Genomic DNA, 12,360 nt, shown 5'->3' on the forward strand with positions numbered 1-12,360 from the left:
TCCCGCAATGGATTCGTTTCTATACCGCTCATTCTCCCTGGCGACAGAGCGGTTATGCGGGTTGCCCATATCCCCGGACAACGTGAACCGGGCAAACAGAATTCTTCATATCTGATGAACCGGCATACACCGGTAGAATGCATATGGAGGCAGCGGATTGTATTGTGATCGGGGCCGGGCCGGCCGGTCTGTTCTGCGCGATCCATGCAGCTGCTCCGGAATGCCGGGTCATCATCCTTGAGAAGAATGCCCGGCCCGGCGCCAAACTCCTGTTGGCCGGATCCGGCCAGTGCAACATCACCCACGACGGCGAGATCCGGGATTTCCTCACGCATTATGGAAATCACGGGAGATTTTTACGAACTGCGCTCATGTCATTCTCCAATAAGGATCTTGTGGAGTTTTTTTATGAACGCGGCCTTGGCATGGAGACGGAGAAGAACGGCAAGATATTCCCGTCAACCCGCAAATCCGACGACGTCCTGGAGATCCTCCGGGACGAGTGTACAAAGCGTGGAGTAAGTATCCGGTATAGTGAGCCGGTCCAGGATCTCATACGTGCTGGGGACGGGTTCCGGATTACCACGGAAAACGGCGAGTACCAGGCCAGGACCATTGTCCTTGCCACCGGTGGGGCTTCCTACCAGAAGACCGGATCCACCGGTGACGGGTACCGTCTGGCAGGAGCGCTTGACCAGCCGGTAACGGAGAGAGCCCCTGCACTCACACCCGTCATTATCCGCGAGTACCCGTTTGCCGACCTGGCGGGTATCTCGTTTGAGAACCTGCCGTTCACGGTCTGGCGAAGCGGGAGAAAAGCCGGGACCTGGCGGGGAGATATCCTTTTTACCCATACCGGGCTCTCCGGGCCGGGAATTCTCGATGCATCGCGGGACATCCGGGCCGGCGACGTGATCCGTATCTCATTCGCAGGCGATCTCACGCGTGAGACCTTTGCCGGGGAACTCACCGGGCTCGTGCAGGCAAACGGCCCCCGGCTGGTCCGTACCATTATGGCAGGGTTCCCGGTACCGGACCGGCTTCTCAAAAAGATCCTGCTGCTTTCGGGAATCCCCGATGATCTCACCTGCGCTCACCTCACCGCAAAGCAGCGATCGCTTCTCATTGCCTGCTGCACGGAGTTCCCGCTGACCGTTGACCGTCTCGGCGATTTCTCCATTGCGATGGCTACCCGAGGCGGCGTTGCGCTCGATGACGTGAACCAGAAGACCATGGAATCCAAGTGTGTGCCCGGTCTTTTCTTTGCCGGCGAAGTACTGGACATCGACGGCGACACCGGGGGATATAATCTCCAGGCCGCATTCTCGACCGGGTACTGCGCCGCCATGGGCATCCGGGCAGCCTGCAACCAGCCCCCAAACCGCAGTGCCTAACATCCCGGACTGCAAACATATCCCTATGGATCCATCATTCAGAAAGAAGTGGGGCATCATGTTCACCGCCGTGATCATGATGCTGGTCCTCCTTATCATACGGACGGCTATCGACCTTCTCGGGTTCGACACGGTCCCCATCACCACCGTTGTTGGCGCGTTCATCACGGGCGCGATCTTCACGATTGCTATCATTTTCACCGGTACGTTTACCGACTTCAAGGAGAGCGAGAAGGTTGGCGGAGATCTTGCGGCTTCTCTCAAGGCATTGTATAACGACAGCCGGGTGCTTCCGCTGGCAGATGAAGCACCGGCCCGGGTGTTCCGTACACACCTCCGGAATCTTCTTCACACGATCCGGGATGGCCTCCTGGAAAACCGGTTCAGTCTCGCGGAGGTCAACCGGGATCTAAACGTACTGAACGGCGATGTCAGGACCCTTGCGTACCAGAACCTTGCGCCACCCCTGGTCGCCAAGCTGAGAAACGAGCTGGGTCTCATCGACAAGACCTGTAACCGTATCGAAGTGATCATCCGGACGGATTTCATTCCCGCAGCCTATGCGCTCGCAGAAGTCGCCACGAGCGGCGTCATCCTCCTGATGCTCTTCATCAAAATGGATGGGCTTTTCGAGAGCACGATCCTCTTCGCGGTCATCTGCACGATGCTCATCGGCCTGCTGCTCCTGATCCGCGACATGGACAACCCCTTCGAGTTCGGCCCGACCACCTATGCGGATGTGGACCTGGAAACGCTGGTGTTCCTTGAGACGTATTTTGACGAGCAGGATGCAATAATGGCAGAGACTCCCCCGACAAAAGCATGAGCGGGCAGATCAATTCCCCTGCAATCCCTAATTTTCACAACCTCGCACAACCCTGAACGGGGAAGTAAAAGAGACCCGTGTTCTCCGGAACCAAAGAACCATCCTCCCGGGCAGGAATGACCGCAGGAATTTCTTGGGCAGAGACCAGATCGGTCCCGACCCGGGGGCAGCCCGGGAACCGTTCACTGCAAGGATCAGGAGCTCTGATGCAAAAGGGATCCGTCCGGATTTTTCTGCACAGCACCGCACCACCCGATGATCGCGATGATGTGTTCTCCTGTACAGGGAAATGGCATCACGATATCCGCTGATGGTACCGTATCTTCCGTCTTCATTGCGAAAAAATTCAGAGCACTGCAAAATCGTTGCTGATGAACTGCCGCAGAAAAAAGAATGCTGGTGCAGAAGTATTTCTGGTATTGAAAAGGGATATCCGGGAAGAGTGAATGCTCACTCTTCGGGTTTCCGCATCCCGCCCGGCCCGATCGTGATACCGGCCTTCTTGATTAGGTAATACCCGGCCCCGAGACCGACAATGATGACGCCGATGCTCATCAGTTCGAACCCGAACTCGAAGCCACTCATCGAAGTGGGATCCATAATGATCACTTTCCGTGACACCGCAATGATCGCTAAGAGGACCACGATCTCAACGTGAATCGTGTTCTCATGGAAGTATGCCTTGATCGTCTCAAGCAGTTCCACGCCGATGAGGACCAGCAGGAACCCGCCGAGTAACGTGATCATCTCGTGGGCTTCTGCCTGGATGGGAGTGACCTTCACCAGTACATTATAGAGGCCAATAACGAGATCCACAACGGCAGCAAGGAGAACGATAATAAGCATGATTATCAGGGCTGCATAGATACCCTTCTCAATTTTATCAATGGAATCCAGGAATTTCATGTCTATCCCTCAAATGGGATCAGGTCAGGTTGTGACGGATCATACAGGTTCACGACATCACCGATAACAATCACGGCAGGTGGTTTCACACCGGCTTTTTTTGCCTCGCCCGCAATCGTGGCAAGGGTACCAGCGGTTACCCGCCGGTCCTTCCGCAGGCCGCGCTCGATGATGGCAACCGGCGTTGCAGATGATTTACCGTTCTTTACCAGTACGCCGGCAATCTTTCCAAGGTTGGCAACACCCATAAGGATGACGATCGTCCCGCGGCTCTTTGCCAGCAGTTCCCAGTCCAGCGCCGGTTCCGCTTTGGTCGGATCCTCGTTGCCGGTCAGGACCGTGACCTGCGAGGCATACTTCCGGTGGGTAAGCGGGATGCCGACCGAGGCGGGAACCGCAAGGGCGCTTGAGATCCCGGGCACCATCTCGACCGGGATGCCCGCCGCCCGGACAGTCTCCAGTTCTTCGCCACCGCGGCCAAAGAGGAACGGGTCGCCGCCCTTGAGCCGTACCACTAGGTTTCCCTTCTTTGCCCGGTCCACCATCAGCGCCTCGATATCATCCTGCTCAAGCGTGTGCTTCCCGCCGTATTTTCCGCAGTCGATCTTCTCGGCCCGGGCCGGGAGCGTTGAGAGGATATCCTCACCGGGGAGCTGATCGAAGAGCACCACATCGGCCCTGTCGATCACCTCCCGTCCCCGCTGCGTGAGGAGTCCCTCAGATCCGGGTCCCGAACCTACCAGATACACCTTGCCGTTCATTGCGTAATCCCCAGTTGCCGGTATGCCTCGTCAATCAGTTCCTGTGCTTTTTCCCGGAATGTTCGTCCCAGTGCCCGTGCCTGCTCGATGGATGCTACATCAGCCTCGGTCCGCTCGGTCCGTTTCCCGTCAAGCGAGAGCACTTCGGCAGTGAGATGACCTGCCCGGCAGTAGATGCCAAGCGGCGTATAACAGCCGCCACCCAGCTGCTCCATCACCGCCCGTTCGATGAGAACATCAGTCCGGGTCTCCGGGTGATCGAGCGCCGAGAGGACTTCCATCAGGGACGGGTCGGCCCTGCTGACGACCGCGATCGTTCCCTGGTTGGGCGACGGCACGAATTTGTCGGTGGGAAGTCGTTCGCCCTGGATCCGGATCCCGAGCCGGGTGAGCCCCGCTTCGGCCAGGATGATCCCGTCGTACTCGCCCCCGCTCATCTTCCGGATACGGGTGTCCACGTTGCCGCGGAGATCCCTGATCGTGATCGTGGGATCGTGCCGGAGAAGCTGGGCACGCCTCCGGGTGCTCGATGTCCCGATGACACGGACATGGCCAAGCTCCCCCCGGTGGGCGACAAAATCCGCTGGCGAATCGCGTTTCAGGATCGCTGCCGTGAAGAGGCCGCTCGGGCGGTACGCGGGGATATCCTTCATGCTGTGCACGGCACAGTCGATGGTGTTGTCAAGGATCGCATCGTCCAGCGCCCGTACAAAGACACCCTGGCCCCCGATGGCATGCAGCGGCACATGCGTGGTGGTGTCGCCCTGCGTATTGATGATGATCTTCTCGGCATCGATATCGAGCGCTTTGAGTTTCTGTATGACCGTCTCGGTCTGTGCAAGGGCCAGCTTGCTGCCCCGGGTCCCGATTCTTATCGACATGATGTATACGCCTGTGCCAGTGCGGCGAGATCGCGATCGGTGTGCGCTTCAGAAAGGAAGTTGGTCTCGAACTGTGAGGGGGGCAGGAAGATGCCGGCTGCGAGCATCTTCTTCCAGAAGGTGCCAAACGCGGCGGTGTCGCACTCCTTCACATCGCGGTAGTTCTGCGGGGGTGCATCCCGGTAGAAGTACTTGAACATCGAACCGAGACGGACAAACGAACCGCCGGCCTTCAGGCCAAGGGATTCTTCGAGCGCCCGGGTCTGTTCGTCAAGCGCCCGGTACATCTCCGGTTTCGCATGAAGCAAAGTGATCGTTGCCATGCCGGCCGCGAGCGAGAGGGGGTTGCCGGAGAATGTACCGGCCTGGTAGACCGGTCCCTGCGGCGATACCATCTCCATGATCTCCCGGCGCCCGCCAAAGGCACCGATGGGGAGACCGCCGCCGATGATCTTGCCGAGCGTGGTGAGATCGGGCCGGACACCGTACTTCACCTGTGCCCCGCCGATACCCACGCGGTAACCGGTGATCACCTCATCGAAGATGAGGAGGACATCATGGGCTTTCGTGATCTCCCGGATCTCGCGAAGATAATTGTCCTGCGGCAGCACGGGACCGATGTTGCCCATCACCGGTTCGATGATGAGTGCGGCAACATCGTTGTGGGCCGAGAGCAGGGATTCCAGCGCATCGGGATCATTGAACGGCACCTGCCGCGTGTGAGCCACGAGATCGGCAAGAACACCGGCAGAGTCCGGGACACCTGTCGTCGTCGCACCGGACCCGGCTTTGACGAGCACCGCATCATGGGCGCCGTGGAACCCCCCCTCGATCTTCACGATATCTTTCTTACCGGTGAAGCCCCGGGCGAGCCGGATCGCGGCCATGGTTGCTTCCGAGCCGCTGGAGACGAACCGGATCATGTCCATGCCCGGGTGGTCTCCGGTGATAAGTTTCGCGTACGCCGGTTCAAGCGGTGTGGGCGTGCCGTACAGCCACCCTCGACTGAGCTGGTCTTCGATCGCGCTTTTGATGGCCGGGCGTGCGTGCCCGAGAATCAGCGGGCCGTACGCCATGCAGCAGTCGAGAAGATCCGTGCCGTCAACCGTCCGGATATGCGATCCCGCGGCCTGCTCCGTGTAGAACGGGTACGGTTTGATCGCACGGACAGGGCTGCTGACACCGCCGGGCATCAGGGTCTTTGCCGTTTCAAAGAGATCGCTGCTGGACTGGCTTGCGTTATGCTTCATCCAGCCACCCGGCAACCTCGCCTGCAAAATACGTGATGATGAGATCAGCCCCGGCCCTTTTTATGCAGGTGAGGCTCTCAAGGATAGTCTCTTTCTCTTTCAGCCAGCCGTTCTGTGCAGCGGCCTTTATCATCGAGTATTCCCCGCTCACCTGGTACGCGGCTACCGGCAGGCCGATGGTTGCCACTTCCGAAAGCACGTCAAGGTACAATCCTGCCGGCTTCACCATCAGGATGTCGGCGCCCTCGTCTGCGTCCATCTGCGATTCGAGGATCGCCTCGCGGCTGTTGCCGGGCGTGATCTGGTAGGTCGAGCGGTCGCCAAACGAGTACCCGGAACCGGCCGCTTCCCGGAACGGGCCGTACAGGGCAGAGGAGAACTTGGTGGAGTAGGACATGATCAGGACTTCATCGAATCCCGCATCGTCCAGTGCCGTCCGTAGAGAGGCAACCATCCCGTCCAGCATACAGGACGGTGCAACGATATCCGCGCCGGCCTTCGCGTGGCTGATCGCGATCTTGTCCATCAGGAGAAGGGACACATCGTTGAGCAGGTCCATGCCGTTCCGGGTCTTGCCCACGATCCCGCAGTGGCCGTGATCGGTATACTCGCAGGCACAGACATCCGTGATGACAACCATGCCCGGCACCTCTGCCTTGACCCGGCGGACCGCCTGCTGCACAACACCCTCCGGGTCGTACGCGGACGTTGCTTCCGGATCCTTGACTTTGGGGATGCCAAAGAGGAGAACCGCCCGGATCCCTTTTTTCCAGAGATCCGCAGCAACACCGGCAATACCGTTGATCGGGTACCGGAACTGCCCGGGCATCGCGTCGATCGGTTTTTGCGCTGTGATCATCTCATCGACAAAAAGGGGGGCGATCAGATCGTTCTTGGTGAGGCTGATCTCGCGGAGAAGCGGCTGGATATTCCGGGACCGTGCTCTCCTCATCCGGCGTTTGGGAAAAATGCTCGTGTGAACCACCACCATCTCGCAGGTTCTGATGAATACATTTTTTGATCCATCGTATTTATGGTTGCAGTATCTGTGTGGCAATCGTTCCGGCCCGGTGAATCCGGATTCCGGACGCATATCTTTTTTTTCAGCCGGGTTGACCGGTTAGTATGGACCGTTTTCATTCCCTGATCCTTGTCGTCATCGTCATGGCACTCCTTGCCGGAGCCGGGTGCACGACCACGACTCCATCCAGTCCTGCCGACCAGGCTGCCGCAACACCGGCTCCGGTCTCCGCGCTCGCATCTCTCGCACTCACCCCGTCCGAAGTACCTGCCGGGTATGTCCTCACTTCGACCACCGAACGGACCCCCGCGGAGATGAGCCCGATGGCCATTAGTCTTGGCTGGCAGGGCGGGTATTCGGTAGTATATACCAACAGTTCCGCAAGCTCGGGAAGCCAGGACAGGATATTCCAGAACCTCACCACCTACACCGTAACGAGGATTCCTGAAGTCGTCGCTCTCATCAGCCAGCAGGAACAGGCCGGAACTGACATCGTCATTACGAACATCACCCCCGGGTTCGGTGAGAACAGCGGGGGATACATCGGAAAAACACCATCGCAGATGAGTATCAATGCACAACGGGAACTCTCCCTTGACACCCATTCACTCCTGGGAGGATCATCATCGGCCGTAGCGCAGCCCACAGAGGATTTCGCCATGGTGTACTTCTCGAAGGGCACGACTATGGAAGTGATCCGTATGACCGGACCGCACACGAGTGCAGAGGCGATAACTGCCATTGCCCGGACAGCATACGCAAAGATCCCGTAAGAAATAAAAAAAACCTTTTTTATCCGTCCCGGTGCATCCGTATACGCATTATTCCTGCGGGGGACGGGGGGGGATACGATCGCCCCGGGTGATGGCTTTCACCAGGGCTTCGGCAGATACCAGGTCTCCTTCCTCGGCACTGGTGCGGACGGCAAAGGTTGCGTCGGTTAACAGTTTCTTGGTGAGAACCCGGGTCAGGTCATCGACAACCGCCGCAGTCTTCTCATCGGCACACCCGATCCGGCTCAAGGCACGTTCCCGCTCCCGGATCCTGACGGTCTCGGCCCAGGTATGGAGTTCGGCAAGATACCCGTCGGCCGTCTTCCGGTTCAGGTGCCTGAGGAAGAGGGCGAGTTCGGCTTCGACAAACCCGTGCGCCCGGTCGGCCTCGGCTTTCCTGGTACTCATGGTCTGCTCGTTGACCGATTTGAGGTCGTCGATCGTGTAGAGCCGGACACCGTCAATCGTGCCGGCCCCCTCTTCAACGTCCCGGGGCTGGGCAATGTCAACAAGGATGAGCGGGCGGGGATGCCCCTCCACCGGCCAGCAGCGCTCCCGCATGGCATGAGCAAGCTCTGTTTTGTGGATGATCGCGTGCGGGGCGGCAGTGCAGGAGATCACGACATCGGAGAGCGTGATGTAATGGTACAGTTCAGGGAATTTCACTGCTTTCCCGCCGATCTTTTTCGCCAGGATCTCGGCCCGCTGGTAGGTGCGGTTCGCCACGTACATCGCGGTCAGGTTCTTGGCAGCAAGGGCCTGGGCAACAAGGAGCCCCATCTCGCCGCTGCCCACAACAAGGATATGCTTGCCGGCAAGCGTGCCGATCTCAGCCTCGGCCAGCTGGACTGCGGCAGACCCGACAGAGACGGAGCCCCGGTTGATGAGCGTGCGCCGCCGTACCTCGACCCCGACATGGACCGCCTTGTTGATACAGGTCTCAAGGAACGGGGTTGCAGTCTCTGCTTCCTGCGCATCGATGAGCGCCTTCTTGAGCTGCCCGATGATCTGGTCCTCGCCGACGATCATCGAGTCGATGCCGGAGGCCAGCATAAAGAGATGGCGCAGGGCGCCGGATCCATCGTGCACGAAGAATCCTTTGCGGCCCTGCTCTTCCAGGAATGCCCGGAGCCCGGCCGCATCGCCCTCAACCATCACTTCCACGCGGTTGCAGGTCTGGAGGAGCATAATCCCGGCGAACCGGTCGCGTGCCGCTGCAAGGAACGCTTCCTCGTTTGCGAACCGGAACGATTCGATGTCGGCAACCTTTGCCGTGTGATGGCTAACGCCGGCAATCGCGAACGGGGCCGTGGTTTCAGCCATGCAGGTACCTCTTCTTCACGTCATCCCATGCGGCTTTCTCATCGGACAGGAGGTTCTCCCAGACAACCGGATCGTCCAGCACGTCCCGGAGGATCACGTTCCTTCGGGCCGGGTCCGGTTCCGTATTCTTTAGCGCATCGCGGAGCCGTTCCTGCACGCCAATCATCGTATCCAGCGCCGGGAACTCATCTTCGAGTTCCTCGCGGATGAACCGGGCAACCGCCGGGCTCGACCCGTGCGTGCTGATCGCGATCGTATACCGCTCCCCACCGGTCACTGCGGGCAGGACCACGTCACCCGCTTCCCCGTCCGCGTTGTTGAAGAGGATCCCTTTCGCTTTACAGAGTCCGCCAATCCGGTCATTGATCGCCGGGTCGGAGACCGCAGCGATCACCAGGAACGCACCTTTGACGAGCGCAGAGAGTTTCGCATCGGATACGTCAGCGAGATCGAGTTCCTGCCGGGAAAAGACCAGATCGTCAAACGCCGGTACGAACGACCGGCTCACGACCACGAGATCGGATTTGCCGGAAAAATAGGCGGCCTTCCGTGCGGCCACGCGCCCCCCTCCGAAGATGACGATGCGCCGTGCGGAACAGTCGACAAAGAGGGGAATCATCTGATATTAGATAGTGTGATGATACTCAAAAATCCTATGATTTTCATCTGCTTCATACCTGAAAAAAGGTGCAGGAGATTCCCATTATTCGATACGCTTAAATCGTTTAACTACACACATTGTAGAGCACACTGCGCCGATAGTGTAGTGGTTATCACTAGGCGTTGCTAACGCCTAAACCCGGGTTCGAGTCCCGGTCGGCGCATACTGCCTTGATGTTCAAGGCGCTGCGTTCTTCTTTTAAAATAGTCAAATTCTCCATAGCAGCACTTTTACACTCATGGTTTGATGCTCTTTTTACAATCATATGCCTCTTCACAAGGCAATTCATTTTCATTTTTTTTTCTGACAAATATCGGATACCAATAAAATACCCAAATAATGGCTACGACAGGAACCAACAGTATCCAATACCAAATGGAGATTATTTTTTGATTGAAGAGTATCACGATAATTCCAGATAACGCCAATCCGCTAAAAAAGCATGAAAAAATGTTATAACATTTATGTGTCTTTTCTTCGAATTTTTCAGGGTTTAATAAGGGAAATAATTTAGGGAAATCTTGAGGTTTTGGTGAAACGTCCAATTTATCTATAAAATGTTGTGAAATCGATACGTTATACGGAACACCCAAATTATACTCGCAATGAGCCATTCGGCAATAGCCTTTAACGATGTCGTTTTGATAACTCATGACAATTCTACGCCAAAGGTACATCGAAATAACAAACAAAAACAAGAAAATTAATAGATTCGTTAATGATGACAAAATTATACTAGAGCACCCTTTTACGTCAAATAAATTGTAAAAAGCGAGTCCAAGAAATCCCCAAATCGCGCCGTCAGTTAATCGAATGTAAGAAGCCAAGTTTTCGTTTCTAGTATAAGTCATGTCTAGAATCAAACGGTGGTACGCGGTATCTTCCTTGATATAATCGCAGATGGACATAACTGGCAAGTCATCGTCATATGCGATAAAAATATTGATACAATCTCAATTGTATTGCTCATATGGCTGTCCTCTTACTTCTACTCCATTCAGATTGTATCTTACATTGCTCCCGCCAAACGCGCTCGGCCCAAAACTCGCGTTCCCATATCCATTTTGTTACCTCGCCTTCTAGTGTCAGATCATCTTCATCAATCTCTCTGTTTAGATCCGGGAATATCGTTCCATCATTACGGGACCAGACCGTATATCGCGCCCCTGGTATCACCAATTCAACGGTATCCCAAGTTACTTCGGATTCTTTTGTTGGTCTCTGCATTATAGCCGTCAATTCCTTTGAGGCTCCCCACATTCTCGTGCAGGAAGCCCACACCATCGCATTGAACAGGAGTTCCCCATCAGTCCACGGCTCGTCACCGGTCCCGAATTGCTTTGTCATGTATTTCATGAGGTAATTCCGGATTGAGTGAATGGATTCATCGGTCTTTTTCGAGGTTACATCAATTCCTCTATCGAAAGATCCCGCGCGGTATTTTTCACTCCATAACTGTTTTATGGCCGTTTGTTCATCTTCAGTGAACTCGCGGAATACGATGAGGTGGCAATGAGGATAACCGGTCTCGTGTGGTTCAAGGACCCAGACATAGTTGATTCCCTTGTATCGGTTCCGCAGGACGTTGAGCAACTTTCCACGCGATTCTTTCAGGAGGTTGAAGCAATCCTCGATTGCCAGGTCCTTTCCTATGGCTTTGCGGCTGAATGATCCATCATTGAACCGGGATTTTGAACCCTGATAGGTTGTCAGGGTGAACATGGTCACCATGCCGGAGTTATCCTTCATCCAGTTTTCTAGGGCATAGAATTTTGCCAGAACGGATTTTTGATAGATGCCGGTCCATCGGTGGATATACGGGAGAGTAATCGCAACCTCTCCTTCTGGACCGGTTCCAGTCAGCCGGAACTCGTAGTTCTTGGTTGTCATCAGGTATTGCTGGAACCTTTCTTTCAGTCTGCTGTGACTTATTCTATATGAGCCTAGGGAGGGACGGCGGCAAGCCGCCGCCCCTCGGGGGGGCAGCCCCCGACTGCCCCCCGTCACGGTCTTGTGATCCCCCCCTCCCCTTCGGGGCCGCTCAGACGCCTCGTCGGGTCTTCGCTGGGCAGGATGGTTGAGAGCATCCGCTCCGCTGATTGGATGAGCCTCTTTGCCACTCAAGAGGATCACCCAACGTGCGCTACGTCATCGTTTTCAACAATCTTTACTTTGCCGACCTTTTCCAGTGCTTTAGCCGCGAGCTGGTCAAGCGGGCTTAATGCACGGAATACGTTTTTCGAAATCGTGTATGGGTCTTTACTACTACATTCTATCCGAGCCAGATGAGGCATGGTTTGGTGCCATCCTGGTATCCTTCGAGAAAGAGACGTTAGATTGATACAGAACGGCAGTATCAGTCACGGAAATAAAAGACAGACGGTTTGAGACTATTGCCCGTCTCAGGCTCGGGTAGAAATGGGCTGTTGCCCGCCCTAGGCTCGGGTTCGGTGAGGTATTGCCCCCTCAAGGCTCGGACTGGTGTAAGAGATGTCCTGTAGAAGTGACCCTGTAGTAGAAAGACCCTGTAGTAGTTCCTATTCTTGTCTATTGTTTTCTGTTTA

General features: G+C 56.2%; 12 protein-coding genes and 1 tRNA gene. 4 read left to right on the forward strand and 9 right to left on the reverse strand.

The annotated features are described in order from the left end of the window. Positions 1 to 137: 137 nt before the first annotated feature. Both LUQ43_RS03725 and LUQ43_RS03730 read left to right on the forward strand, forming a co-directional pair. Positions 138 to 1,394, forward strand: coding sequence for an NAD(P)/FAD-dependent oxidoreductase (locus LUQ43_RS03725; protein ID WP_363318478.1), 1,257 nt, complete (start codon positions 138 to 140; stop codon positions 1,392 to 1,394). A gap of 25 nt (positions 1,395 to 1,419) precedes the next feature. Continuing rightward, complete coding sequence (locus LUQ43_RS03730; RefSeq protein ID WP_299963943.1) at positions 1,420 to 2,220, forward strand: hypothetical protein; 801 nt, start codon at positions 1,420 to 1,422, stop codon at positions 2,218 to 2,220. Positions 2,221 to 2,670: 450 nt separating this feature from the next. Here LUQ43_RS03730 and LUQ43_RS03735 read toward each other — a convergent pair whose 3' ends face one another. Genes LUQ43_RS03735 through hemB form a run of 5 tightly spaced genes read right to left on the reverse strand, consistent with a single transcriptional unit; the run spans position 2,671 to position 6,988 of the window. After that, positions 2,671 to 3,126, reverse strand: coding sequence for a phosphate-starvation-inducible PsiE family protein (locus LUQ43_RS03735; protein ID WP_299963944.1), 456 nt, complete (start codon positions 3,124 to 3,126; stop codon positions 2,671 to 2,673). Positions 3,127 to 3,128: 2 nt separating this feature from the next. Continuing rightward, a complete protein-coding gene (cobA, locus tag LUQ43_RS03740; RefSeq protein ID WP_299963946.1) occupies positions 3,129 to 3,887 on the reverse strand; it encodes a uroporphyrinogen-III C-methyltransferase in 759 nt (252 codons plus the stop codon). Next, entirely contained in the window at positions 3,884 to 4,768 is an 885-nt protein-coding gene (gene hemC / locus LUQ43_RS03745) for a hydroxymethylbilane synthase (protein WP_299963948.1), read from the reverse strand. Before hemC ends, cobA begins: the two co-directional genes overlap by 4 nt. After that, positions 4,759 to 6,018, reverse strand: a complete 1,260-nt coding sequence (locus tag LUQ43_RS03750; RefSeq protein WP_299963951.1) for a glutamate-1-semialdehyde 2,1-aminomutase — start codon at positions 6,016 to 6,018, stop codon at positions 4,759 to 4,761. The genes hemC and LUQ43_RS03750 overlap by 10 nt, the downstream gene beginning before the upstream one ends. After that, positions 6,008 to 6,988 carry a porphobilinogen synthase gene (hemB, locus tag LUQ43_RS03755; protein WP_299964056.1) on the reverse strand — a complete coding sequence of 327 codons (981 nt, stop codon included), beginning with the start codon at positions 6,986 to 6,988 and terminating at the stop codon, positions 6,008 to 6,010. Before hemB ends, LUQ43_RS03750 begins: the two co-directional genes overlap by 11 nt. A 155-nt stretch (positions 6,989 to 7,143) precedes the next feature. Between hemB and LUQ43_RS03760 the strand changes: the two genes are divergently transcribed. Beyond that, positions 7,144 to 7,812 carry a hypothetical protein gene (locus LUQ43_RS03760; protein ID WP_299963953.1) on the forward strand — a complete coding sequence of 223 codons (669 nt, stop codon included), beginning with the start codon at positions 7,144 to 7,146 and terminating at the stop codon, positions 7,810 to 7,812. Positions 7,813 to 7,860: 48 nt separating this feature from the next. Here the strand turns inward: LUQ43_RS03760 and hemA are convergent, their stop codons facing one another. Beyond that, positions 7,861 to 9,135 carry a glutamyl-tRNA reductase gene (gene hemA, locus LUQ43_RS03765; RefSeq protein ID WP_299963955.1) on the reverse strand — a complete coding sequence of 425 codons (1,275 nt, stop codon included), beginning with the start codon at positions 9,133 to 9,135 and terminating at the stop codon, positions 7,861 to 7,863. Beyond that, positions 9,128 to 9,754 (reverse strand): bifunctional precorrin-2 dehydrogenase/sirohydrochlorin ferrochelatase, encoded by a 627-nt coding sequence (locus LUQ43_RS03770; protein WP_299963957.1) that lies wholly within the window; start codon positions 9,752 to 9,754, stop codon positions 9,128 to 9,130. The genes hemA and LUQ43_RS03770 overlap by 8 nt, the downstream gene beginning before the upstream one ends. Before the next feature lie 133 nt (positions 9,755 to 9,887). Here LUQ43_RS03770 and LUQ43_RS03775 point away from each other — a divergent pair. Then, positions 9,888 to 9,959 (forward strand) — tRNA-Ser (locus tag LUQ43_RS03775). A gap of 73 nt (positions 9,960 to 10,032) precedes the next feature. Here LUQ43_RS03775 and LUQ43_RS03780 read toward each other — a convergent pair. Continuing rightward, positions 10,033 to 10,704, reverse strand: a complete 672-nt coding sequence (locus tag LUQ43_RS03780; protein WP_299963959.1) for a hypothetical protein — start codon at positions 10,702 to 10,704, stop codon at positions 10,033 to 10,035. 58 nt (positions 10,705 to 10,762) lie between these two features. After that, complete coding sequence (locus LUQ43_RS03785) at positions 10,763 to 11,686, reverse strand: hypothetical protein (RefSeq protein WP_299963961.1); 924 nt, start codon at positions 11,684 to 11,686, stop codon at positions 10,763 to 10,765. Positions 11,687 to 12,360: the final 674 nt, after the last annotated feature.

Origin of the sequence: Methanoregula sp., assembly GCF_028679125.1 — an archaeon.
In the GTDB taxonomy this organism is placed as follows: domain Archaea; phylum Halobacteriota; class Methanomicrobia; order Methanomicrobiales; family Methanospirillaceae; genus Methanoregula.